At 50.9% G+C, this 22,893-nt stretch carries 24 protein-coding genes; 7 read left to right on the forward strand and 17 right to left on the reverse strand.

Annotated features, from left to right (window positions below):
- Positions 1–267 precede the first annotated feature (267 nt).
- On the reverse strand, positions 268–2,493 hold the full coding sequence (locus tag PSCS_RS01085; RefSeq protein WP_082866683.1) for an NADP-dependent isocitrate dehydrogenase: 2,226 nt from the start codon (positions 2,491–2,493) through the stop codon (positions 268–270).
- 221 nt (positions 2,494–2,714) lie between these two features.
- On the opposite strand from PSCS_RS01085, the gene PSCS_RS01090 reads away from it, so the two are divergent.
- From PSCS_RS01090 to msrA, 4 genes are read left to right on the forward strand one after another with little or no spacing between them, the layout of a single operon-like run.
- A complete protein-coding gene (locus tag PSCS_RS01090) occupies positions 2,715–3,152 on the forward strand; it encodes a YeeE/YedE family protein (RefSeq protein ID WP_068809932.1) in 438 nt (145 codons plus the stop codon).
- Positions 3,153–3,154: 2 nt separating this feature from the next.
- Entirely contained in the window at positions 3,155–3,565 is a 411-nt protein-coding gene (locus PSCS_RS01095) for a DUF6691 family protein (protein WP_068810017.1), read from the forward strand.
- Positions 3,566–3,593: 28 nt separating this feature from the next.
- A complete protein-coding gene (gene msrB / locus PSCS_RS01100; RefSeq protein WP_068809933.1) occupies positions 3,594–4,040 on the forward strand; it encodes a peptide-methionine (R)-S-oxide reductase MsrB in 447 nt (148 codons plus the stop codon).
- A 5-nt stretch (positions 4,041–4,045) separates the two neighbouring features.
- On the forward strand, positions 4,046–4,555 hold the full coding sequence (msrA, locus tag PSCS_RS01105) for a peptide-methionine (S)-S-oxide reductase MsrA (RefSeq protein WP_068809934.1): 510 nt from the start codon (positions 4,046–4,048) through the stop codon (positions 4,553–4,555).
- Between the two features lie 24 nt (positions 4,556–4,579).
- Here msrA and PSCS_RS01110 read toward each other — a convergent pair whose 3' ends face one another.
- The 6 genes from PSCS_RS01110 to PSCS_RS01135 form a co-directional block, all read right to left on the reverse strand.
- Positions 4,580–5,002, reverse strand: a complete 423-nt coding sequence (locus PSCS_RS01110) for a methyltransferase family protein (protein ID WP_229694603.1) — start codon at positions 5,000–5,002, stop codon at positions 4,580–4,582.
- A 35-nt stretch (positions 5,003–5,037) separates the two neighbouring features.
- A complete protein-coding gene (locus tag PSCS_RS01115; protein ID WP_068809936.1) occupies positions 5,038–6,489 on the reverse strand; it encodes a PAS domain-containing sensor histidine kinase in 1,452 nt (483 codons plus the stop codon).
- Positions 6,490–6,621: 132 nt separating this feature from the next.
- Positions 6,622–7,188 (reverse strand): hypothetical protein, encoded by a 567-nt coding sequence (locus tag PSCS_RS01120; RefSeq protein ID WP_068809937.1) that lies wholly within the window; start codon positions 7,186–7,188, stop codon positions 6,622–6,624.
- 49 nt (positions 7,189–7,237) lie between these two features.
- The gene (locus PSCS_RS01125; protein ID WP_068809938.1) at positions 7,238–7,576 is read right to left on the reverse strand and encodes a DUF3301 domain-containing protein; all 339 of its coding nucleotides are present in this window, start codon (positions 7,574–7,576) and stop codon (positions 7,238–7,240) included.
- Between the two features lie 236 nt (positions 7,577–7,812).
- Positions 7,813–8,277 (reverse strand): bacterioferritin, encoded by a 465-nt coding sequence (bfr, locus tag PSCS_RS01130; RefSeq protein WP_068810018.1) that lies wholly within the window; start codon positions 8,275–8,277, stop codon positions 7,813–7,815.
- Positions 8,278–8,440: 163 nt separating this feature from the next.
- The gene (locus tag PSCS_RS01135; protein WP_068809939.1) at positions 8,441–8,653 is read right to left on the reverse strand and encodes a (2Fe-2S)-binding protein; all 213 of its coding nucleotides are present in this window, start codon (positions 8,651–8,653) and stop codon (positions 8,441–8,443) included.
- 256 nt (positions 8,654–8,909) lie between these two features.
- Between PSCS_RS01135 and PSCS_RS01140 the strand changes: the two genes are divergently transcribed.
- The gene (locus tag PSCS_RS01140; RefSeq protein ID WP_157885580.1) at positions 8,910–9,941 is read left to right on the forward strand and encodes a hypothetical protein; all 1,032 of its coding nucleotides are present in this window, start codon (positions 8,910–8,912) and stop codon (positions 9,939–9,941) included.
- 56 nt (positions 9,942–9,997) lie between these two features.
- Here the strand turns inward: PSCS_RS01140 and PSCS_RS01145 are convergent, their stop codons facing one another.
- Positions 9,998–11,545, reverse strand: coding sequence for an alkaline phosphatase PhoX (locus tag PSCS_RS01145; RefSeq protein WP_082866681.1), 1,548 nt, complete (start codon positions 11,543–11,545; stop codon positions 9,998–10,000).
- A gap of 202 nt (positions 11,546–11,747) precedes the next feature.
- On the opposite strand from PSCS_RS01145, the gene PSCS_RS01150 reads away from it, so the two are divergent.
- Positions 11,748–12,398 (forward strand): OmpA family protein, encoded by a 651-nt coding sequence (locus tag PSCS_RS01150; protein ID WP_068809941.1) that lies wholly within the window; start codon positions 11,748–11,750, stop codon positions 12,396–12,398.
- A gap of 9 nt (positions 12,399–12,407) precedes the next feature.
- Here PSCS_RS01150 and PSCS_RS01155 read toward each other — a convergent pair whose 3' ends face one another.
- From PSCS_RS01155 to PSCS_RS01165, 3 genes are all read right to left on the reverse strand, one after another.
- Entirely contained in the window at positions 12,408–13,145 is a 738-nt protein-coding gene (locus PSCS_RS01155) for an SURF1 family protein (protein WP_068809942.1), read from the reverse strand.
- An 88-nt stretch (positions 13,146–13,233) separates the two neighbouring features.
- Positions 13,234–13,599 (reverse strand): EamA family transporter, encoded by a 366-nt coding sequence (locus PSCS_RS01160; RefSeq protein ID WP_068809943.1) that lies wholly within the window; start codon positions 13,597–13,599, stop codon positions 13,234–13,236.
- The gene (locus tag PSCS_RS01165; RefSeq protein ID WP_157885581.1) at positions 13,596–14,573 is read right to left on the reverse strand and encodes a glycosyltransferase family 2 protein; all 978 of its coding nucleotides are present in this window, start codon (positions 14,571–14,573) and stop codon (positions 13,596–13,598) included. Before PSCS_RS01165 ends, PSCS_RS01160 begins: the two co-directional genes overlap by 4 nt.
- A 202-nt stretch (positions 14,574–14,775) precedes the next feature.
- Between PSCS_RS01165 and rimK the strand changes: the two genes are divergently transcribed.
- Entirely contained in the window at positions 14,776–15,690 is a 915-nt protein-coding gene (gene rimK / locus PSCS_RS01170) for a 30S ribosomal protein S6--L-glutamate ligase (RefSeq protein WP_068809945.1), read from the forward strand.
- A gap of 254 nt (positions 15,691–15,944) precedes the next feature.
- On the opposite strand, the gene PSCS_RS01175 is transcribed toward rimK, so the two are convergent.
- From PSCS_RS01175 to PSCS_RS01200, 6 genes are all read right to left on the reverse strand, one after another.
- The gene (locus PSCS_RS01175; RefSeq protein WP_068809946.1) at positions 15,945–16,664 is read right to left on the reverse strand and encodes a DUF3450 family protein; all 720 of its coding nucleotides are present in this window, start codon (positions 16,662–16,664) and stop codon (positions 15,945–15,947) included.
- 148 nt (positions 16,665–16,812) lie between these two features.
- Entirely contained in the window at positions 16,813–17,790 is a 978-nt protein-coding gene (locus PSCS_RS01180; protein WP_068809947.1) for an ABC transporter ATP-binding protein, read from the reverse strand.
- Positions 17,787–18,791, reverse strand: a complete 1,005-nt coding sequence (locus PSCS_RS01185) for an ABC transporter ATP-binding protein (RefSeq protein ID WP_068809948.1) — start codon at positions 18,789–18,791, stop codon at positions 17,787–17,789. The genes PSCS_RS01180 and PSCS_RS01185 overlap by 4 nt, the downstream gene beginning before the upstream one ends.
- A 9-nt stretch (positions 18,792–18,800) precedes the next feature.
- Positions 18,801–20,765 carry an extracellular solute-binding protein gene (locus tag PSCS_RS01190; RefSeq protein ID WP_068809949.1) on the reverse strand — a complete coding sequence of 655 codons (1,965 nt, stop codon included), beginning with the start codon at positions 20,763–20,765 and terminating at the stop codon, positions 18,801–18,803.
- A gap of 20 nt (positions 20,766–20,785) precedes the next feature.
- Positions 20,786–21,853: an ABC transporter permease gene (locus PSCS_RS01195; protein WP_068809950.1), complete on the reverse strand. Its 1,068-nt coding sequence runs from the start codon at positions 21,851–21,853 to the stop codon at positions 20,786–20,788.
- A gap of 9 nt (positions 21,854–21,862) precedes the next feature.
- Positions 21,863–22,882 (reverse strand): ABC transporter permease, encoded by a 1,020-nt coding sequence (locus tag PSCS_RS01200; protein ID WP_068809951.1) that lies wholly within the window; start codon positions 22,880–22,882, stop codon positions 21,863–21,865.
- Positions 22,883–22,893 lie beyond the last annotated feature (11 nt).

The following is a 22,893-nucleotide window of genomic DNA, read 5'->3' on the forward strand; positions in this document are numbered from 1 at the left end:
CCCCATGGTAGACAATAAGACCACGTGAAGCACATCGGGCCTCGCTCGAGAAAGTGGGTGGACTGTTTAAAGCCGTCAGGCTGAGTTTCCACCCACCGAGTGAGGCCCGATGTGCTGTAGTCGTCTACCATGGGGGGCTATGATGCCCAGGCGTGGCGGCACCTCGATGACCTAAACACCGGACACAAAAAAGCCGGAACAGATTAACTGCTCCGGCTTTTTAAATGTTGCCGCTCTTCAATGTGCGACTCAGTCTTTAGCAGACGCTTACAAAGATTCCAGCACCGCATTCAAGGTAGCTGACGGCCGCATGGCGTTGGAAACCAGCTCAGCATTCGGCTGATAGTAACCACCGATCTCAACGGGTGAGCCTTGCACACCATTCAACTCGGCAACGATTTTTTCTTCGTTCTCTGTCAATGCCGCTGACAGCGTCTTGAAGCGATCTGCCAGGTCAGCATTTTCCGTCTGTTCAGCCAACATCTGAGCCCAGTACAGCCCCAGGTAGAAGTGGCTGCCACGGTTATCGATCTGACCGATCTTACGGGCAGGTGATTTGTCGTTATCCAGGAAACGGGCATTAGCCTGATCCAGTGCATTCGCCAGAATCTGGGCACCGGGGTTATCCGTGCTTTGTGCCAGGTGCTCCAGAGACGCCGCCAGTGCCAGGAATTCACCCAGTGAATCCCAACGCAGGTAGTTTTCTTCCACAAATTGCTGCACGTGCTTGGGCGCGGAACCACCTGCGCCTGTTTCAAACAGGCCACCACCGTTCATCAGAGGGACGATGGACAGCATTTTGGCTGATGTGCCCAGCTCCAGAATCGGGAACAGGTCAGTCAGGTAATCACGCAGTACGTTGCCTGTCACAGAAATGGTATCTTCGCCATTTTTGATACGCTGCAACGTGAAACGAGTGGCTTCGTCCGGCGACATAATCCGGATATCCAGACCATCAGTATCGTGCTCTTTCAGGTACTCGTTCACTTTCTTGATCAGTTCCTGGTGGTGGGCACGTTCACTGTCCAGCCAGAAAATTGCTGGCATGCCGCTCAATCGCGAACGGTTTACAGCCAGTTTGACCCAGTCACGAATTGGCTCGTCCTTGACCTGACACATACGCCAGATGTCCCCGGCTTCAACGTCATGTGAAAAAACCGTTTCGCCAGCTTTGTTCAGGACAACAACGGTGCCTGACTCGGCTATCTCAAATGTCTTGTCGTGAGAACCGTATTCTTCCGCTTTCTGTGCCATCAGACCCACATTAGGACACGTTCCCATGGTGGACGGATCGAAAGCCCCGTTTTCACGGCAAAAATCGATGGTTTCCTGATAAACACCGGCATAACTGCGATCAGGGATCATAGCCTTAGTGTCCTGGCGCTCGCCGTTGCGATCCCACATTTTACCGGAATCACGAATCATGGCTGGCATGGATGCATCAATAATGACATCACTCGGGACATGCAGGTTGGTGATGCCTTTATCAGAGTTAACCATGGCCAGCTCTGGCTGTGCACTGTATGCAGCCTGGATATCAGCTTCAATGGCTTCGCGCTGATCGGCAGGCAGTTCTGCGATTTTAGCCAGCACGTCGCCAAAACCGTTGTTAACGTTCACACCCAGTGACTTCAGCGTATCTGCATGTTTATCAAAAACAGATTTAAAGAACACTTTCACAGCATGGCCAAACATGATGGGGTCAGATACCTTCATCATGGTCGCTTTCAGGTGCAAGGAAAGCAGAATGCCCTGTGCTTTGGCTTCAGCCGTTTCTTTAGCAAAAAACGCCTGCAATTTGGCGGCGCTCATGTAAGCGGCATCGACCACTTCGCCAGGCAACACTTTCACTGACTCTTTCAGTACTTTTTCGCCACTGGCAGTTTTCAGCACGACTTTCAGGTCATCGGCGTCAGTCATCGTTGCTGACAGCTCGCTTCCATAGAAGTCACCACCGTCCATATGCGATACATGCGTTTTAGAGTCGTTTGACCATGCACCCATGCGGTGTGGATGCTTTTTCGCATAGTTCTTTACAGAAGCGGGGGCACGACGGTCCGAGTTACCTTCACGCAATACCGGGTTTACGGCAGAGCCTTTGATTTTGTCATAACGTGACTGGATATCTTTTTCTTCATCCGTCTTGGGTTCAAACGGGTAATCCGGCAGCGCATAGCCCTGCCCCTGCAACTCTTTGATCGCAGCGATCAGTTGCGGAATAGATGCACTGATATTAGGCAGCTTGATGATATTGGCTTCTGGTTGCTTGGCCAGTTCACCCAGCTCTGCCAGAGCGTCACCAATGCGCTGCTCTTCTTTCAGATATTCCGGGAAATTGGCAATGATACGACCTGCGAGGGATATATCGCGGGTTTCCACTGACACCCCGACAGCCTGGGTAAACGCCTGAATGATCGGCAACAATGAGTATGTTGCCAGGCGTGGCGCTTCATCGGTTTCAGTGTAAATTATCTTTGCACCATCGTTCGACATAGTCATTCCTATTCTTAAGTAGTTCTGAGGATGGATCTAGCATACATATTGAACGCGCGCCTTGAGAAACTGTCAGGCGCGGAAAAAAAGTGGTGCGAAGTATAGCACCACAGGCCCAATTATGGTATCGAATAGCGTATCCTGTCCGAATCAACCTGAACAGAAAGCTGTCAGAAAATTGTTTTAATTACAACTAATTCAATAATATAGAGAGCATAACCATGAATGAGAGTTTTACATATTCTTCACTCCTGCCGTCACTGCTGGGCGGTGTCATGATCGGTGCCGCCGCACTCATGTTGATGTCCTCTCATGGACGAATCATGGGCATTTCCGGCATCACCAGCCGGTTATTGAAACCAGTAGCCGGTGACATTGACTGGCGGGTCAGCTTTTTGGCCGGCCTGATCGTCACTCCTCTCGTACTTCAGTTCAGTTCACGAGTCCAGATGCAGGTGGTGACAGACGTCAGCGCACCGACCCTGATACTGGCAGGGTTACTGGTTGGTTTTGGCACGGTGTATGGCAATGGTTGTACCTCTGGCCATGGTGTCTGCGGCGTTTCACGCTTATCCAGACGCTCCCTGGTTGCCACACTGACCTTTCTGGCGACCGCCATGCTGACCGCCACTTTATTGCGACTGGTCTGGGGAGCATGATCATGAGTCTGATTCTGCCATTTTTTACCGGTCTGTTATTCGGGGTTGGCCTGGTGATATCCGGAATGAGCAATCCGGCAAATGTGATTGCTTTTCTCGACCTGGCCGGTAACTGGGATCCCGGGCTTGCTTTTGTCATGCTTGGCGCCGTGGTCACCTTCGGAGCCGGTTTCCCCATCTTACGAAAACGACAGGGAAAACCCCTCTTCTCTGACAAGTTCACACTGCCTGCGTCTACCTCGCTGGACCGGAAACTGATCAGCGGTGCAATCATTTTCGGGGTTGGCTGGGGTATAGGCGGATTCTGCCCGGGCCCGGCACTGGTCAACGTCCTGACCGGCTCAGCACAGGGTTTGCTGTTTGTCGCTTCGATGTTAATTGGTATGCTAGTGGCCGTATACCGAAAATCATGAATTTACCGAGATCACAGGAGAGCATGTCATGAGCTACAAGAAGTCCGAGGATGCTGTGGCAGGCCTGACAGAGGAACAATATCGCGTCACCCAGCAAGATGCGACAGAGCGCCCGTTTCAGAATGCCTACTGGGACAACAAGGAACCAGGCCTGTATGTCGATGTGGTCTCTGGCGAACCCCTGTTTGCCTCCACTGACAAGTTCGACTCCGGCACCGGGTGGCCCAGCTTCACCCGCCCGGTCAGTGCGGACAATATTGTGGAGAAACATGACCACAGCCATGGTATGACCAGAACCGAGGTTCGCTCATCGACTGGCGACTCCCACCTGGGGCACCTGTTTCCAGATGGTCCGGCCGATAAAGGCGGCATGCGCTACTGTATAAACTCCGCCTCACTGCGTTTCATTCCTGTTAACAAACTGGAGTCGGAAGGATACGGCGACTACAGCCATTTATTTGCGCAGGGAGAATAAAGATTATGAGCGAACAACATGAAACAGCCATTCTTGCCGGCGGTTGCTTTTGGGGCTTGCAGCATTTACTGAGAGACAAGCCGGGCATCATAAGCACACGTGTCGGCTACTCCGGCGGTGATGTCAAAAATGCTACATACCGCAACCACGGCACCCATGCCGAAGCAGTAGAAATTGTCTTCAATCCGGACATCATCAGCTATCGCCAGATACTGGAATTTTTTTTCCAGATCCACGATCCCACCACGGTCAACCGCCAGGGTAATGATATCGGCACCAGCTACCGCTCCGGTATTTATTACACATCAGAGCATCAAAAGAGTGTCGCCGAAGAAACGATCATGGACGTTGACGCTTCCGGGTTATGGCCGGGCAATGTCGTCACTGAAGTCAAACCGGCAGGCGACTTCTGGGAAGCCGAGCCAGAGCACCAGGACTATCTGCAGAAATATCCCGGCGGCTACACCTGCCATTTTGTGCGCCCGGACTGGGTATTGCCTCGCCGGGAAAAGTAATGGCTAAGACAGTAGTGGCATGGACTACACCCAGCGCCGAACCTGCTCACAATAAGCGGCGAAGTCTGCTGGAAATTTTTCCAACAAGCAGGCTTCTTCCGGTTCGATCTGGTAGCGGGTGATATATCTTACAAACAGCAGAACCACCAAAAATGCTGTGATATCAGCAAAAATAACAGCTGATCCCAGCAATATTATTACCATTCCTAAATAAATCGGATTGCGTGACACCGCAAAAACGCCTGCATTTAACAGCACGGTACTGTTTATAGGGTGCATCGGGTCCAGCGTAGCCTGATGTTGACGCATTTGTCGGGCAGCTACAAAAACGAGGCCGATGCCAGCAAGAATGCAGACCCCGCCGAGCAAACTGACAATGCGGTACTGCAACAACGCCAGAGGATAGAACCCCTGCAAAAAGTACATCAGCAACAGGGCCAGCATCACCAGCAGCAATGGTGGCAGTTTCAGTTCAAGTGATTTCATTGTTCGGGCATGATCGTTGGTAAGGTGACGATAAATTCACTGCCTTTCTGCCATTCACTTTTCGCTTTGATTTCACCGCCCAGAATCTGCGCGAGCCCCAGGCAAATTGACAACCCCAGCCCTGAACCATCATGGTCCCGATCAAGACCACTGTCAATCTGACTAAACGGTACAAACAACTTCGACATATCCTGCTCACGAATACCGATCCCTGTGTCTTGAACACGGATCCGAATAACATCAGTTACCTCTCCCGCAGGTGTATTATTTCCCCGATTTGTACCCGCATCTTCAACAACAACAGTCACCTCGCCTTCATAAGTGAACTTAATGGCATTATTGATAAGATTGAGAAGTATCTGCTCGAGCCGGCATTTGTTGCTTAACATACGCCCTTGTTGGCTGTCATTCAGCAGACGAAGATGGATGCCTTTGCGCTGAGCAATAGGTTGCATCAAGTCGACCACACGGGACACCGATGCATTCAAACTAAAAGCCTCGCGGTCAACCCGGCTCTCACCCGCCTGAATTCTGGACAGTTCCAGAATATCATTGATCAATTCCAGCAAATGATTGGAACTGGATTTTACTAACGACAACTGCTCTTTCTGAACGTCCGTTATTGGCCCAGACATACCCTGCAACAAGATAGAGGTATAACCAATAATGGCATTCAACGGGGTTTTTAGCTCGTGCGACATGGTCGCCATAAAAGTCGACTTTGCCCGATCTGCCGACTCAGCATCGATCAATGCTTTCTCCAGCGCCGAGGTTCGCTCTGACACCCGGGTCTCCAACGCTTCATTTAACTCCGTCAACTTCCGTTGTTGTTCCTGCCAATCACTGACATCCCTGATGATCACGACGTACATCACCGCACCTTCCCAGTGAACTGGCGCCAATGACAACTCTGCCGGAAAAAAAACGCCGTCACTTCGTTTACCCATTACCTGCAAAATATCGGACTGGTCCAGATTTAGCGGCTCAACCAAAAGGTCATTAACTGAACGGCCTAAACTATCGAGTGAATTTAAGACAAACATAGACTCAGCAGCAGGATTCATACTGAGTATATCCCCGTGATCGTTCAGGGTAAGAATGGCATTACGAGCCGATTGAATCACTGCTGAGAGTTGGGCCCGGCTGCGCTTTAACTCTGTGTCTGACTGCTGCAGGGCTTTCACAGCCTTATCAAGCTTGCCAAAGCCACGCCACATCATCACCAGTAACAGCAGTGACGTCACTGAAACAAAGAATATACCTTTAACCACACTTAATTGGGCGACAACATCGGCGTCCCGGACGATGGCAAAAAGGAGGCGATCAGACAGGAAAATCCATAAACCGGATATGACTGCATAAATGCTGGCAATAATAATGGAACGAGCGCCAAATTGAATTATCGGCGAGTCAACTTTTTGACTTTTCTTGCTGAGATGGCGTCCCATCAAAAGGACCTGCTATTTAAATTCGGGAATACGCGCCAGTTATACCACTGTAGTGGCAACCGGGCAATCTGATTGTCACTACTCATGCATTTCACCTTCTTAACAGAGAACCTGTTATCAGCAGCATCACTGCTAGAAGAATTCCGGCAAATCCAACAGGGTCATGTAACGCTCATCGCTTATTTCTTCAGCAGTCAGTTCACCCCGCATAATGGCATTTACATCACTGGCAATCTGGCGTAACGCCCTCAATCGCTCCTCTGGCTGCTCCACTGACAGCATAACCGTCCCCCAAAGACTCAGCATGGCGGTATTAATTTCCCGTACACTGTTATCCTTTGCCCATTCAGAGGAAATTGCCAGTCCCAGTTCACTGCTTTCCTTCTCAGCCGCCGTCAACGTTTCACCTGACATTCCCATCAAGACAGCCGGAGTGAGTTCATTCCACCCCGTACTCATCAAGTCAGATCCCTGGTAAAAACGGATAATCCAGTTCAGATACTGTTGCTGCGTCTGTTCCTGTTGATTCTCAGCATCGACCTCATAGGCATTAAGAAAGAAGCCCCGTTCAGGCACATCATCTGGCCATGTGTTGCTACCTGTCAGTGACTGGCAACCGGCCAGCGAAATCATCAATACCAAAAAAACCATGCCGCGCCAGGCACTGCACTTCATCAACAAAACAGAATTCAAAATCATCAGGATACCTTTCTAGGGTTAAACAGATCAGGCTTAAACAGAAATTCCATTAATGCCGGGCACCGCCAGCATCTTCTACGACATGAGGCGCTATATGAATGGCTGTCAGACGGTTCCCAGACAGCTCGACTTCTCCCGGATAACGGTCGCCCCCGGTCGCCGAAAACTCAAAACTGTAATATCGGCGCCAGCAAATGCCAGCCTCAGCAGAATAGGCAGGGCGCAATTTCCGCAAGACAATACTTTGATCGAGCAGTTGCAGGCCAAGTTGCTCACAGCGCCGGGAAGCATGCTCCAACGCCCAGGCTTTTGCATCTCGTGATCGCCACCAGTGACTGATACAAAACACAAAAACGGCACCCCAGAACAGATGCGATAGCGTTAACATGAAGCATTCCCAATGTGGTTGAAACGATATTTATGGTACCAGAATTCAGATCTGGCTTCTGCAGCGGGGAACGGTCATGCTCTGACCTTGTGCCATGTCTGCTGGGTGTGTTGGATACTCACTGGAAAAAAGTGTTTATCTGGCGTGCCAATTGAAAAGGGCCCGACAATGATGTCGAGCCCTTCTCTTTGTGATATCGATTGTTAATCCTGGCTACCAGCGCCGTAAGGTTGAGCTTACATCATGGATTGATGGTAGTTCTCGATACCCACAGATTCGATCAGTGAAAGCTGGGTTTCCAGCCAATCTACGTGCTCTTCTTCACTTTCCAGGATGGAGACAAGTAGTTGTCGGCTCACGAAATCATCAATCGATTCTGCGTATTTGATGCCTTCTCGCAAATCTGGAATCGCTTGCTGCTCAAGTTTCAGGTCACAGTCCAGCATTTCTTTGGTATGTTCACCAATCAGCAGTTTGCCCAGGCTTTGCAGGTTAGGCAGCCCTTCCAGGAACAGAATCCGCTCAATTAGCTGATCTGCATGCTTCATCTCATCGATGGATTCCTCGTACTCTTTATCAGCCAGCTTGAGGAGACCACGGTCTTTGTACATGCGTGAGTGGAGAAAGTATTGGTTAATGGCAATCAACTCATTGCCCAGCGCCTTATTCAGGTGCTTGATCATGGTTTTATCGGATTTCATACTGTTTACCCCCAACGCAAACATTTCATAAATTCATTGGGGCAAGGATGAGGCTTCAAGGGACGCATGTCAAGACAAACCAACAGCTAAGCTATTGAATTTCAAAGGAAAGATAATGAAAACGATTACGATTTTCGGTCAGAGAGCGCCAGACAGCAATAGGCTAGGCCGCATAAGCAATCGACTTGATATCGACGCCAGTGCTCATCATCTGATCCATGGTCTCATGCATGATCTGCCTGGCAAGTTTAGCGCAGCGACCACAATCACTACCCAGGCCAAGATCTTTACGCATCTGTGACAGACTCGCATTATTGCTTTCGCAATACTCGCGGATATCATGGTCAGTCACTTGTTGGCAGATGCATACGTACATGCGGTAATTCCTGAATAATTGCGCCGTTGGGGAAGAGCGCATCAGCTTTATTTATCGAACGAATGTGATTTTAAATGTGAATAGGAATGATTGTCAATAACAATTCTACCTGAAAATCATCCCCAGCCCTGATTTCACATCCAGCCAAAACCTGCACTGCCTTCTTAACACCGGTCGGCATAGCTTGCTGAGCCGAATATAGACTTATATAGTGTTGTCAGAAGAATAAAAGCCGTTACTTCGGAGCCAGACTGCTATGTACACCTCAAGAATATTGGCACTTCCCTTTCTGTTAATAAGCACAGCCTTATCCGCACAGAGCAGTGAAATCCCAAGAACTTCAGACGGCAAACCAGATTTGCAAGGCATCTGGAGTAATGCGACCCAAACATCGCTAGAGCGTCCGGCACGATATGGCGAGCGTCAGGCATTAACGGATCAGGAAGCGTTGGACATGCAAGACGGAGCTCAGTCCCGAGCTGAGCGAGGCAATGCGCCGAGCGACCCTGATCGGCCTCCGCCCAGTGATGGCAACACGGCGGCTGCCTATAATTCATTCTGGCTGGACAGAGGCACTGGCGTGGTTCAGGTTGATGGCGAATACCGTACATCGCTGATCATAGACCCGCCTGACGGCCAGATCCCCTACCGTGAGAATGCTCCAGAGCAGAACAAGATGGAGCAATGGCGGGACGAGCATGGCGCCGATGCCTTCCTCGGGCCCGAGATGGCGACAATTGGCGAGCGCTGTCTGCTGTTCTATGACTTCAGGACGTCTAATTCCAGCGCCGGCCCACCAATGATGCCCATGATATACAACAACAATTACCAGATTGTGCAAACAGATGATTACGTCATGATACTCGCCGAGATGATGCATGATGCCCGCATTATTCGGCTCAACAGTGAACACCAGGACCCTGCCATCCATAAGTGGATGGGCGACACCATTGGCCACTGGGAAGGCGACACACTGGTTTTCACCACACGAAACCTGCACCCTCAGCAGTCTCACTTTGGCTCTGGTCCCGGGTTGGTCGTGACAGAAAGCTTACGCATGGTTTCAGACAGTGAAATTGTCTACCGCTTCACCATGGATGACCCGGTGGCGTATGAATCACCCTGGACAGCAGAAATGGTATTTCATGCCCAACCACCTGGCGAACAGATATATGAGTATGCCTGCCATGAGGGCAACTATGCCCTGCCAGGCATTCTGGCGGGTAAACGCAGGGAAGAAAGTCAGGAACAGGAATCTGGTCCGGCCGACTCAACTCAGGCCGACTGATAGCACCTTGCAGCGCAGATCAGCCGGCCTGAGACGATCCGTCTCAAAGCATGTGGTTAAAATGGTCCTTTTTGCCAGGGCCCCCACACAGCGAATGTAATACCCGGTGTCTGGATATTGAAGAACAGGAACTCGCCGGCAGGGTCAAAACAGACACCGGCAATTTCGCGGTTCCGGTAATCACCAGGGGAAATATATTTTCCGGCTGCCTTGATTTGTTCAGCGTCAATCTGAATATTGTTTTTGGCGAAGATAAAGGAATTGCCCGTCGGATCAATACCCAGAATCCGCTCACCGAAGCCGAAAGAGTCTTCTACACCGCCACCGTCCTCGCAGGTGACAATCGCACCACGCGGGCTGACCGTGACATTATCCGGATTATTCGCCACCTCAGAATCCACCGAAGCAAACAGGCAGGTCAGCTCACCGGAGACCGGATTCAGCATCCAGATAGCGCCGTTGCCCTGACCAGGCACACCGTCCTCATTGACACCAGCAGAGGTGTCTACGATATAAATCATGCCTTCTGAGTAAACGATTCCCTCACCACGACTGATGCTCAATGCACCTTTAGCTCTGGCTTGCAGATAAGGGCCGCTGGCATCGTCTACCGGCGGGCTGTCAGGCTGATCAATATCAACCCATTCAACCTGATATCGATCACCTAATGCAGGGGCGAGCAAGTCGGCGTTATCCTGGCCAATAATGCGGGCAGCCTGCAAGCGCCCGCCTTTTTCCAATGCACCTGTTTGCTGGCTGTCATCATTTGGTATGAAGCGATAAACAGGAGAGTGATTACGGTTATCTTCGGTCAGGTAGACATAACTGTTAGCTGGGTCTACGGCGACTGCTTCGTGCTCAAAACGCCCCATGTCGGTAATCGGAACACCACTGGTAGAGCTGGCATCTGCGGTCACTTCAAACACATAACCGTGCTTGCGACCACCGTGTGAGGTGCCATCGTAAACGGTTTCCTCACAGCTCAGCCATGTGCCCCAGGGGGTGACGCCGCCAGAGCAATTCACCATGGTGCCTGACAGGCTCGCACGTGTTTCGCGCAGACGCTTCTGACTGCGGGAAAAATACAGATTGGTGTTGCCTCCGGATGCCTGGGTACCATCCTCGCGTTCGCCTGATTCATAGCAAGCGTCAGCGACAATCAGTCCGCCACGAGACAGCTCATGGTTGCGAACCAGAATGATATCGTCCCCATCGACAGCCACCACGCCCATGCCGTCGTGTCCTGGCGGCGCAGGGTAAGCATCCACCATGGCATCTCCAGTCCATGAAAAAGTCGCGTATTTAAATCCTTCGGGCAACTGCAGCAACTCAAGACCTGTGACTTCATCAGCTACCGGGCGAATTGGGCCATAGGGGCTATCCATCAGCCGTGACTGCATACTTCCCTGGGCATTGTTGGCTGCCAGACTGACCAGCGCATTTGCCAGTGAGGAAGCCCCCAGTGCTGCTGCGGCACCGCTTTTAATTAACCGGCGGCGGCTTAAGCGCAGACTTGCATCCTGTTCACTATCGGACAAATCTGACTGCTGATTTGCATCGTAATGACTAGATAAGGCATCTTCAGGGAAGGGGCGTGATGACATAACGGGTGTATCCTTAAAATGGTTACTACTTGAGCAGACAACACTGTGTCTACGGCTTGTACCATTGAAGCACGTTAATGTGACACAGTTTTTACATGGAATGAATGCTCGTGCTAAACGTTTAGAATCAACATAAAGCAAAGAACTACCATTTAGGTTAAGCTGACCTGGTGAGCAAAGTCATACTGAAAGGAGAACGGGTATGAAACAATTGGCTAAAACATCTTCACTGGCCGCGGCAATGTTACTGACCGCGGCATGTACGACAATCAACCCCTATACAGGTGAACAACAAACCAGCCGCGCAGCCACTTATGGTGCCATTGGTGGTGTTGTCTGCGGCCTGATCGGTGCGACAGAAAACAGCCAGCATGCTCGCAATGCCGCACTGGGTTGTGGTGCTATCGGCGCAGGCGTCGGGGCTTACATGGATGTGCAGGAAGCCGAACTTCGCCAGGAACTTCAAGGTACCGGAGTCCAGGTACAACGCAATGGTGACCAGCTCGAGTTGATCATGCCGGGCAACGTGACTTTCAACACCAACGAATACAGTATTCGGCAGAATTTTTACCCGGTGCTGGATTCAGTGGCACAGGTGCTATACAAGTTCACTGACACTCGCCTGACCGTAACAGGTCACACAGATTCAACAGGGGCACGTGACTACAATTACAACCTGTCTAACCGTCGAGCTACCAGCGTTGCCAATTACCTGGCTGGCGCAGGGATTGATCAAAGCCGGCTGATCACTCAGGGTGTCGGCCCAGACCAGCCAATCGCCAGCAACGACACAGAACAAGGACGTGCCATGAACCGCCGTGTCGAACTTCAGATTGTCGCTGTACAACGATAACTTTTCTGTTCAGGCACTGTGGCGGCTGCGCCACAGTGCCAAAGCATTACTCGACAGCAAAAGCGCAGCCAGCGCAACAACCACAGCAATCAGTGCCCACTGTATCGCGTAACCAATATGCGTCCGGATAGATATCCTCGGCGCAGACCAATGCCTGGATAACACGCCTGGCTGCCTTTCTTCCAGCCTGAGAACGTATGGGTATAAAGGCTCCCCAAGCAGGCGTTCAGCCTGGGCAACATTCAAACGACTCACTGTAACCGGCCAGCTGTTATCACTGATTTGCGCAGGCGGGATATCCTGCTGGGGCACATACACTTTCGCGACGATGGTTTTATCACCCTCAACGACAGGAATGTCCGGCTCACCACCATTGTTAGCTGTAGCAACCCAGCCGCGACTGACCAGAACAAGTGAGCCGTCTTGCCGCCTGAAAGGTGTCACGACTTCCAGGCCAGCCTGTCCACGGAAAAACTGAAATGTCTTGAGGAAAGGAATACTGTTTTCGAAACGCCCTGTCAGCGTTACAGGAAACTGGTCACCAAACAAAGGGTGGTCTGCCGCATCGTCAAATGGAACCGCTGGCAACGCCGAACGGTTTTCCAAGGCATCTGCGAGCATTTGTTTTTGCTCTGCCCGATCAAGCTGCCAGGCAGCGAGGCTGATAAACATTCCCATACTGGACATAAAACACAGCAGCACCAACCAGTTAATCTGGATTTTTAGCTTCCCCAGTTTTAACTCCATGAATACTCCAGCACTCACATTATTGTTATATACACCTGATCGCCGCAAGAGCCACCAAGAGAGGTGTCATAAGGGTCAACCCAACAGGCTAGCGATTAGTGCTTATCAGGACTATCCCTATTAATAGAAAGGCTGCGCCAAGCCATTGCGTGCTGCCGACGGATTCACCAAATACCCAGCGCCCCAGCATGACAACGAACAATACTGACAAGCCGGTATAAACCGGATAGAGCAATGAAACGGCAGCACTGCGCAATACAAAAACATAGTAAAAAAATATAAAACCATAGGCGCTAAGCGCCAGCAAAATGCCTTTCCATTCATTGAGAAGCAGTTGCCAGTAGTTATCATACTGGCGCTCTGCCACCCATTTCAGCGTGGCATGCGAAGCTGCCAGAATGACGGCCATCAGCAATGCATGAAGTAACGTAGGCAGCCACATTAAAGGCATCATTCATTATCCTCAGGCAAAACGCTGCGTTTGTTATCAGTAACAAAATTGGGTCGGCGCTTCACTTCATCGTAAATGCGACCAATATAGGCACCTATCAATCCAACACTGAACATCAACACACTACCAATGATCAGCAAAAGCAGAATGACAGTCGTGAATCCATCCACTGCCTGCCCGGATAACTTGTCAGATAACGCCATAAATCCAAAAACCACACTGATGATGAACGTCAATATTCCCATCAGTGAAACAAGCTGTAAGGGAAATGCCGTAAATGACGTAATCGACGATAACGCATATTTAAACAATGCACTGCTTCCCCAATTTGACCTTTGCCGGGTCGAGGCGGGTACATCAAAGGAAATAGAGGTAGTCGGGTATCCCATCCACTTGATCAAACCTCGAAAAAAACGACCATGCTCAGGCAGTGCATTCACTGACAGCACCACTTCACGATCCAGCAGTTTATAATCCGTATCCCCGGAAATATCGATTTCAGTCAAGTAGCTAAACAGTCGGTAATATACTTTTACCAGGCTTCCTTTTACCGCCGACTCGGAACCCCGCGATAACTTGACCGCTTCTACCACGGCACTGCCACCACGCCACTGAGCAATCATTTCTTCCAGTAAAGCTGGCGGGTGCTGTAAATCACTGTCCATCACAATCACAGCATCGAAATCCGGTACTGCACGCAACCCTGCCGATATCGCCGCCTCCTTGCCGAAATGCCGGTTTAGACAAAGCAGATAAACATCGGGGTCATCCTTACGATACGCAAGGACCTGTTCAGCGGTATTATCACTGGAGCCATCATCAACCACCAACAGACTCACCTGACAATCACTCACAGAGACCACATGTGAGCGAATCGTCTGTAAGTTCTCAGCAATTGAGCGACCTTCGTTCAAGGCTGGAATGATGATCGCTATCCGATCCACTCTTTCTTTCGCCTCTGTGCTCCTGCTCGTCACAGTCAACCTCTATCTATAAGTCAAATACGTTGCTGAAGAATGTGTCAATTTTCAGCCTGTGATTATTATTATCCATTCGCCAAGCGATACCCTCAGAGGTTATGCTGTGCGTTTAATTAATCCTTAAGGCAGTCATTGTCGCCAAGTCCCGGGCAGCTGGCAAGGCAGACATCTGTCATTTCAATGAAACAGGCGGATCTACATGAGAATTGGCGTTTTATCCCGAAATTCCAGGCTTTACTCAACACGACGGCTTGTAGAAGCTGCCGAGGCTAGAGGTCATGAAGCCCGTGTCATTGATGTTCTCAAATGTTTCATGAACATCACCGCCAATAACCGCACTGTTTTCTACAAAGGCAAGCGTGAGGCAGAGGCTGTTGAATTTGATGCCGTCATCCCTCGTATTGGCGCCAGCGTGACGCAATACGGTACGGCGGTACTCAGACAGTTTGAAGTCGGCGGCACCTACTCTATTAACGAATCCATCGCCATTACACGCTCACGAGACAAACTGAGAGCTCACCAGTTGCTGGCCAGAAAAGGCATTGGCCAGCCAGTGACCAGTTATGCTCATTCCGCTAATGCCACATCTGACCTGATTCAGTCAGTTGGCGGCGCCCCGCTATTAGTTAAAGTCCTGAAAAGCACGCAAGGCAATGGAGTTGTTCTGGCTGAAACCAAGAAAGCGGCTGAAAGTCTGATTAATGCGTTTCGCGGCCTGGAAGCCGACTTCCTGGTACAGGAATTTATCAAAGAAGCCTCAGGCTCTGATATCCGCTGTTTTGTTGTCGGTGGCCGCGTAGTTGCGGCAATGGAACGCAAAGCAGCTGCTGGCGAATATCGCTCCAACCTTCACCGGGGTGGTACCGCAGAGCTGATTCGGCTTCGCCCTGACGAACGCAAACTTGCAACAAAAGCGGCCCAGGTCATGGGGCTGGATGTGGCTGGCGTCGACATTATTCGCTCCAATCATGGTCCGTTGGTGCTGGAAGTGAACTCTTCACCAGGACTGGAAGGAATCGAGCGGGCAACGGGCAAGGATATTGCCGGGGCGATTATTGCTTATATTGAGAAGGATTCGTTGAAGGGGCCCAACAGAATGCGCGGCAAAGGCTGAGTTCTTTATCCGGAGCTACCTGCGTTGCCAGCTCTTCGTCAGAGACGTTCTCAAACTGCTCATTTACTGATCGTAAACTGCGCGTTTTCGAACGTCTCTTCCTCGATCTGACTGCCTCAAGGGACGGCTCTCGATCACCTGCTGAAAGTGGGGGTTTCTGAAAAGTGGAAACAAAAACGGGCTGCTTTTCTTTAACCGCCAACGATGTGGTAGTTAGAGAAAAGCAGCCCGTCTGCGATACCTGAATCTGGGAGTTACTGAGCTGGCTCAGGTGCCGGGATTGGGATGTTCATCAGTTCAGGTGCCAGTGAGCCATTGGCTACATTCTGGGCGCGTGTCACTGAGGAACGGAATTCACCGGGAGACAATTCTACCCACTGATCCTGCTCTTTGTCGTAGACGGCTGTCACGCTGCGGTCAGATGTCTGATACGCCAGCATGATGCGACCGATGCGCGTCACTGTCACTTCCTGCTCAACACCAGCAACTTCCATGGTAGTTTCGTAGGTTTCCAGCGTACGACCGTAGCCATTCTCAGCCTGATACAGGGCGATCAGCATGCTGATTTTCTGTGCAGCGGAGGCTTCCGGATTGTCGACCAGGCCGCGAATACGATCCAGCTCGGCACGACGGTCTTCCAGCTCAAATGGCAGATCGTCTTCAACAAACTGCTCAATGCTGGACATCATGCGCTCAGCCAACTCGTGAAACGGCGAGTTTTCATGATCAGTCAGTAACGTGGCGTGCTCAATCGATGCAGCCATATCCTGGATCAGCTGCTCCTGGCGAGCAATACGATCACGTAGCTGCTGGTTAGTCAGCATCAATGCTTCCAGCGAAGTATTCGCCTGGTTAAATTGTTCTTGTGTGGTCTGTGCACTCAAAGGCGCACTGATGGCAGCAAAAGTGACGGCTGCTGCAGCTACCGCAGGCCCAATGAACCGGGTCCTGGAAACGTATTGCAGGGACTTCATAATCTTATTCTTCCTCGGTATCGGTTTCCCATCTTAAAACAGATAGCGGGCTGAAAACAACCCATCGTAAGCATTCATCCATTCATCGAATGCATAAAACTCCACATTGACGATTTTCCGGCACGTATCCTGGCATTATGCCCCAAAATCAGGCAGGTCCGGCATGGTGGCAGGCCGTCACCAGCCCTCCCGTTTCCGGCTGCGCGGTCAATACCGGCTCCTGCTCTTTGCAGATCTGGGTCGCTCTCGGGCAGCGGGTATGAAACCGGCAGCCTGAAGGCGGATTGATCGGCGAGGGCACATCGCCTTTCAATAAAATTCGCTGACTCTTCTGATGCGGATCCGGGACCGGGATCGCCGAAATCAACGACTGTGTATACGGATGCTGCGGGTTGCGATAAAGCGCCTCCCCCGGCCCGCTCTCAACAATCCTGCCCAAATACATGATCGCGATTCGGTCAGAGATATGCTTTACCACGGCCAGGTCGTGCGCGATGAACAAATAGGCCAGGTTCAATTCCTGCTGCAACTCTACCAACAGGTTGAGAATTTGGCTCTGTATTGACACATCCAGCGCAGAAACCGGTTCATCACAGACAATCAGACTCGGCTTCAGCGCTATGGCTCGGGCAATACCAATGCGTTGCCGCTGGCCGCCAGAAAATTCAAACGGATACCGAGTCACTGAGCGGGCCGGCAATCCGACCTGATTCAACAACTCCGCTACCCGTTTTTGACGTTCCTGTCGGTTCCCCATCTTGTGGATAATCAACGGTTCTTCGAGTATCTCACCGACTGTGTGACGAGCGTTTAACGATTCAAGCGGGTCCTGGAAAATCATCTGGATATCGCGACGCAAGGGCAGCAAATCCCGATTGCGCATGCGGCTGATATCCTGGTCGCGAAACTTGATTTCACCACTGGTGGGCTGATACAGGCGCGTGATACAGCGACCCAGTGTCGATTTTCCGCAGCCGGATTCACCCACCAGACCTAACGTCTCGCCCGGCGCGACATGCAGGTTCACTCCATCGACAGCACGATTGAATTTGCTGGCACGCAGAAACAGCCCTTCCCTGACCGGAAAGTGCATTTTCAAGTCATTGACCTCCAGTAACGGTGTCATATCACACCACCTGGCTGAGCCGGTGACAACGCCTTCCAGTGCAGGCAGGCTACGGTATGCTGACCTGAGACTGCCTCTTCCACCGGAGTCTGGACACAGCAGGCTTCATCACTAAAAGGACAGCGGTTCTCGAACCGGCATCCCGGGGGCAGGTCTCTCAACCCGGGCACCATGCCCGGGATAATCGTCAGTCGTGATTTGGGCGTGGTGTCCAATCGTGGGATGGACGCAAGCAGGCCCTGGGTGTAAGGGTGAGAAGGTTTATCAAAAATATCGTACACCGTTCCTCTTTCTGCGACCCGTCCGGCGTACATGACCACCACGTTCTGACAGGTTTCGGCAATCACCCCGAGATCATGCGTAATCAGCATCACGGCCATACCCATGTCTTGCTGCAACTCTTGAATCAGCTCCAGGATTTGCGCCTGGATAGTGACATCCAGTGCCGTCGTGGGCTCATCAGCAATCAACAAATCAGGCTCACATACCAGCGCCATGGCGATAACGACTCGCTGTCGCATGCCACCAGAGAGCTGATGTGGGTATTCCCCCATCCGTATATCTGGCGACGGGATGCCGACGCGATCCAGAATGGCGACGGCTTTTTGCAAAGCTTCCTGCTTGCTGACTTTCTTGTGCAACAGAATCACTTCAGTCAGTTGCCGCCCGATCGTGTGCACCGGGTTCAGGGCCGTCATCGGCTCCTGGAACACCATTCCAATGCGTGCCCCACGAATACGGCGCATTTCCTCCAGGGACAGTGATGCCAGATCCTGTCCGTGAAAGCGGATAGCGCCGCCAACAATTTGCCCCATGGGTTGCGGCAGCAGGCGCATAATAGACTGCGCCGTCACACTCTTGCCGCACCCTGATTCACCGACAACACCGACGGTTTCACCCGCCTTAACGGAAAAACCCACACCGTCCAGTGCACGCACCCGTCCCTCGTCGGTATCAAACTCAACGACCAGGTCATCAACTTCCAGAATGGCGTCCTGCATCAAACTTCCTTACTGCTCACGCCATTGATCATGTACGTTAATCACCGGCTCAAAGGTTTCACCGTTCTCACGCGCTTCCAGAGTCGCTTCTTTCATGTCTGTATCAATCCAGTGCAGGAAGTACACCGTATTGGCATCTCCAACACGGTGGTTGAAGAAATCAGGGTAACGAACCCAGCGCCAGTGCCCCATACGGTAAAAATCTTGGACGTACCCTGGCACAAATGAGGCATGGTCGTGATGAATTTGCAGCATCTGATGCGACATTTCAACCATCGCATCACGATCACTGGACTGCGTGTAGCGATCAATGATCTGGTCCATTTCATGGATTGCAACCATCTCCATGTTATTGGTCTGGACCTTCACTTCACGTTCCAGGTTGACTGACCCGTCTTCCAGGAAGGCATCGTCGTAGGCATTATCAGAGTGCATGGTGTCCCAAAAACGTGGATACATTTCCACGCCCACGCCTAGTCCGACCAGTGCGATCTCATGTTGCTTTTCCTGTGCTTTCTTCCATGACGCTGTCTGATCCAGAACTTCAATACGGAACTCGAGTCCAGCTTTTAAGGCTTCTTCACGCAAAATAGTCAGTATGTCGGCTAATGACGGATAACCGGTAGTGATAGTAAACGCCAGGCGCTGCCCTTGCTCATTGACCAAAATGCCATCCGGACCACGCTCGGTGAAACCTGCCACGGCAAAATGTTCCAATGCCTGGTCGATATCAAATGGTCTCGCCTCAATGGTGGGATGAGAAAATTCACCATAACCATCGCTGGCTGTATTCATTCGCGCATAGTCATCACGGAAAAACTGCTCGATTACCAGATCAAAATTTGATGCGTACTGAATTCCCTCTCGCACATGTTGGTTATCCAAAAGTGGTTGTGAGGTATTGATCCATAGGCCGATATTGGGTCGAGGTCGCTGGTTATAGAAGACTTCCTTGTGGATATATCCATTCTGCACATCCGGGTCATTATCTGGCAATTTTTCGTACCAATACTCTGAAGTGTTCAAGCCAAACTTATCAACATCTCCTCGTTTGAAAGCTTCAAATGCATTATTGGGATCCCGAATCACACTGAATACAATACGGTCAACGTTAAAGCGGTTGCGATAGAATTTTTTATCTTTTGCCCACCAATCTGTTTGACGAGTTAAAGCAATTGATCGCCCCTGAATAATATCTTCATCACGAACAACATATGCTCCTGTCGTCGGCACAAATTCCCATTGATACCTTTCAATAAAATCATGATCTAAATCCTTGTAGAAATGCTGAGGCTCCGGGCGCAGGTCCAAGATGTGGTGAAAAAAATCCGGCTTAGCTGTATTCATGGTGACCGAAATGGTGTGGTCATCGTATTTGGTAATTTTATTGAACGTGGTGGAATAGTAGTTGTTATACCAAGGCTCAACGATGTAATCCGATAAATAGAAAAAGAAGGTGAAGAAGAAATCATCAGCAGTTACTGGCTCACCATCTGACCAGCGCGCATCGGGGTCTAACCTTGCATAAACCGTTGCCGAATCCTGATCAACAGCCCACTCTGACGCGATTCCTGGAAAGAATTCGAAATCTCGATCAGGGTGGGCGCTGGCCAATGGTAGCCTCACATTATCTAATAAATACCCGCGAAACGCTCCATTGGAATCAGGCCCTACATAACGAAGAGTTCGCGGAAAATCCTGAACATAGCTATATTCCGTCCCGCCTTTGGTAGCCTCCGGCGAACCAAGATCAGGCAGCTCCATGCCATTTTCCCAGTTCAGGTCTGCGGGCAGGTCAGCCGGGGTTTTGAACTGAAACAGTTCCGGGTGAGCAGCGTAGTAATCATTCACTTCCTGAGTAATATCACGCGTACTGACCTCTTCCTCACTACCGCCACCACAGGCAACCAGTAACCCGGCTGCCAGGACAACGGCAAATGTATTGCGTAGATTCCTGTTTAGCTGCCCGAACATAATAAACCCCTCTATACCGATTATTTGTATACCGTAAATTTCTTGGGATCAAACGACTCACGGATCGCTTCACCAATAAACGTCACTAATGTCAGCACAATAACCAGCGTGCTGAATGCCGCCGTCACAATCCAGGGCGCTGTACGCAGGTTGCTGGTCCCTTGCTTCAACAGTTCACCCAGACTCGCCGTGGGCGGCGGCAGACCAAAGCCCAGAAAATCCAGCGCGGTCACGGCAGTAATCGCAGAAATGACCGTAAACGGCATAAACGTCACCAGCGTGGCCAGCACGTTAGGCAGAATATGCTTGAACACAATACGCGCATCGGAGGCGCCGATTACACGAGCCGATGCCACATAATCCCTGACCTTCTGCTTATAGGTCTCGGTGCGCATGTAGTATGTCATCGTGGTCCAGGAAAACATGACCATGACCACCAGCAGAATCATGATTCTCGTTCCCACCGCAAATGTCGCCGGCACCACCGAGAATATAATAATGACCATGTAAAGGAAGGGAATATTGCTCCAGATCTCAATCACACGCTGGAACAGCAAATCAAACGTGCCACCCAGATAGCCCATCGCCGCCCCGATCGCGATACCCACGCCGTACACCGCAACAGTGAAGGCAATGGCAAAGAACATGGCGGTACGCGTCCCATAGAACAGGCGCGCCAGAATATCCCGACTGGTGGTATCGGTGCCAAGATAGTGCCGATACTCTAAAGAGGGAGGCTCCGGGCGAAACACACCTGAGGTAGAGTGGTTTTCATTAGGGCCGTAAGGTACCAGTGGCAGTAACACCCAATTACCCTCATCCGCCTCGGCAAAGGCTTCTTTGAGTTCACGGTAGTTTGTCTCATAGGTGTAAGATTGCCCAAAATCAGTGCCTGGGTGAAACTCGCCGTAAGTGGGAAAGTACAGCTCACCTTCATAACTGACGATCAGGGCGCGGTTGTTAATCAGCAGCTCACCAATCACAAACAGCAAGAACAGAAAACCCAGAATCAGCAGACTGTAGTAGCCACGCTTGATCTCGCGGAAGCGGTTCAGTTTTTTTAGGGTTTCTGGAGTTAGCCTGAACATGAGATCTGCCTAGTTAAACCGGATGCGCGGGTCAACCAGCGCGACAAGGATGTCTGAAATAATATTGCCTATCAGCAGCAACAGACTCGCCAACAGGACAATGCCCATCACCACCGGGTAATCACGATCAAGAATGGCATTGAGGCCCAGCAAGCCAAACCCGTCAATATCAAAAATGGTTTCAATCAGGAAGGAGCCGGTCACCAGCAAAGTGATATTTTGTCCGAAGGTGGTGGCAATCGGAATCATGGAATTACGTAACGCATGGTTAGTCACCGCTTTGCGGAACGACACACCTTTGGCAATAGCGGTTCTGATGTAGTCAGCAGCCAGGTTATCCATCAGGTGGTTTTTCAGCAGCAGCGTGACCAGGGCAAAACTGCCTACCAGATAACAGATCAGTGGCAGTATCGAATGTTGCGCCAGATCAGCGACCTTGCCCATAAAATCCTTTTCAGCGAACTGCATGCTGACAAAGCCGCCCATCGGGAACCATTCGAGCTTCACTGAAAAATATAGCAGCAGTAATGACCCCAGTGCATACCCGGGGATGGCATAACCGGTAAATATCAGTATCGAGGTGACGTTATCAACGACTGTCCGGTGCTTGATGGCTTTGAGTACACCAAGCGGGATACAGACCGCATAAGTGATAAAGAGAGTGATAAGGCCGTAATATAAAGAGATGGGAAAGCGGGAACTGATAACGTCTGTAACGGGCTGGTTGTAGCGATAGGATGTGCCAAGATCGCCTTGTAGCACCTTGCCCATCCAGTCGAAATAGCTGACCAGCACCGGTTTATCGAATCCGTAATATTCTTTCAGTCGGTCCAGTTGAGCTTGTGACAGTGCCATGCCCTGCCCCACCTGGGAAGCACCGCCGCCGGAAATGCTCATCTGCTGCGATTCCATGATGGCCCGCTCGAGCGGGCCACCGGGCACCAGACGGGTGATGAGAAACACAATAATGGTCACACCAATCAATGTCGGCGGAATCAGCAGCAATCGCCGCAGAAAATAGTCACGCATAAAGGGTCGGC

Source organism: Pseudohongiella nitratireducens, assembly GCF_001642735.1.
Lineage (GTDB): Bacteria > Pseudomonadota > Gammaproteobacteria > Pseudomonadales > Pseudohongiellaceae > Pseudohongiella > Pseudohongiella nitratireducens.

What these genes read in the sequence shown, in the direction of transcription:
- msrA (WP_068809934.1), top strand. Translation starts at nt 4,046, where the DNA reads ATGAGCGAACAACATGAAACAGCCATTCTTGCCGGCGGTTGCTTTTGG.
- PSCS_RS01175 (WP_068809946.1), bottom strand. Translation starts at nt 16,664, where the DNA reads ATGAAGTCCCTGCAATACGTTTCCAGGACCCGGTTCATTGGGCCTGCG.
- msrB (WP_068809933.1), top strand. Translation starts at nt 3,594, where the DNA reads ATGAGCTACAAGAAGTCCGAGGATGCTGTGGCAGGCCTGACAGAGGAA.
- PSCS_RS01180 (WP_068809947.1), bottom strand. Translation starts at nt 17,790, where the DNA reads ATGACACCGTTACTGGAGGTCAATGACTTGAAAATGCACTTTCCGGTC.
- PSCS_RS01135 (WP_068809939.1), bottom strand. Translation starts at nt 8,653, where the DNA reads ATGTACGTATGCATCTGCCAACAAGTGACTGACCATGATATCCGCGAG.
- PSCS_RS01095 (WP_068810017.1), top strand. Translation starts at nt 3,155, where the DNA reads ATGAGTCTGATTCTGCCATTTTTTACCGGTCTGTTATTCGGGGTTGGC.
- PSCS_RS01120 (WP_068809937.1), bottom strand. Translation starts at nt 7,188, where the DNA reads ATGATTTTGAATTCTGTTTTGTTGATGAAGTGCAGTGCCTGGCGCGGC.
- PSCS_RS01190 (WP_068809949.1), bottom strand. Translation starts at nt 20,765, where the DNA reads ATGTTCGGGCAGCTAAACAGGAATCTACGCAATACATTTGCCGTTGTC.
- bfr (WP_068810018.1), bottom strand. Translation starts at nt 8,277, where the DNA reads ATGAAATCCGATAAAACCATGATCAAGCACCTGAATAAGGCGCTGGGC.
- rimK (WP_068809945.1), top strand. Translation starts at nt 14,776, where the DNA reads ATGAGAATTGGCGTTTTATCCCGAAATTCCAGGCTTTACTCAACACGA.
- PSCS_RS01090 (WP_068809932.1), top strand. Translation starts at nt 2,715, where the DNA reads ATGAATGAGAGTTTTACATATTCTTCACTCCTGCCGTCACTGCTGGGC.
- PSCS_RS01085 (WP_082866683.1), bottom strand. Translation starts at nt 2,493, where the DNA reads ATGTCGAACGATGGTGCAAAGATAATTTACACTGAAACCGATGAAGCG.
- PSCS_RS01145 (WP_082866681.1), bottom strand. Translation starts at nt 11,545, where the DNA reads ATGTCATCACGCCCCTTCCCTGAAGATGCCTTATCTAGTCATTACGAT.
- PSCS_RS01150 (WP_068809941.1), top strand. Translation starts at nt 11,748, where the DNA reads ATGAAACAATTGGCTAAAACATCTTCACTGGCCGCGGCAATGTTACTG.
- PSCS_RS01155 (WP_068809942.1), bottom strand. Translation starts at nt 13,145, where the DNA reads ATGGAGTTAAAACTGGGGAAGCTAAAAATCCAGATTAACTGGTTGGTG.
- PSCS_RS01160 (WP_068809943.1), bottom strand. Translation starts at nt 13,599, where the DNA reads ATGATGCCTTTAATGTGGCTGCCTACGTTACTTCATGCATTGCTGATG.
- PSCS_RS01115 (WP_068809936.1), bottom strand. Translation starts at nt 6,489, where the DNA reads ATGGGACGCCATCTCAGCAAGAAAAGTCAAAAAGTTGACTCGCCGATA.
- PSCS_RS01200 (WP_068809951.1), bottom strand. Translation starts at nt 22,882, where the DNA reads ATGCGTGACTATTTTCTGCGGCGATTGCTGCTGATTCCGCCGACATTG.
- PSCS_RS01125 (WP_068809938.1), bottom strand. Translation starts at nt 7,576, where the DNA reads ATGTTAACGCTATCGCATCTGTTCTGGGGTGCCGTTTTTGTGTTTTGT.
- PSCS_RS01140 (WP_157885580.1), top strand. Translation starts at nt 8,910, where the DNA reads ATGTACACCTCAAGAATATTGGCACTTCCCTTTCTGTTAATAAGCACA.
- PSCS_RS01185 (WP_068809948.1), bottom strand. Translation starts at nt 18,791, where the DNA reads ATGCAGGACGCCATTCTGGAAGTTGATGACCTGGTCGTTGAGTTTGAT.
- PSCS_RS01195 (WP_068809950.1), bottom strand. Translation starts at nt 21,853, where the DNA reads ATGTTCAGGCTAACTCCAGAAACCCTAAAAAAACTGAACCGCTTCCGC.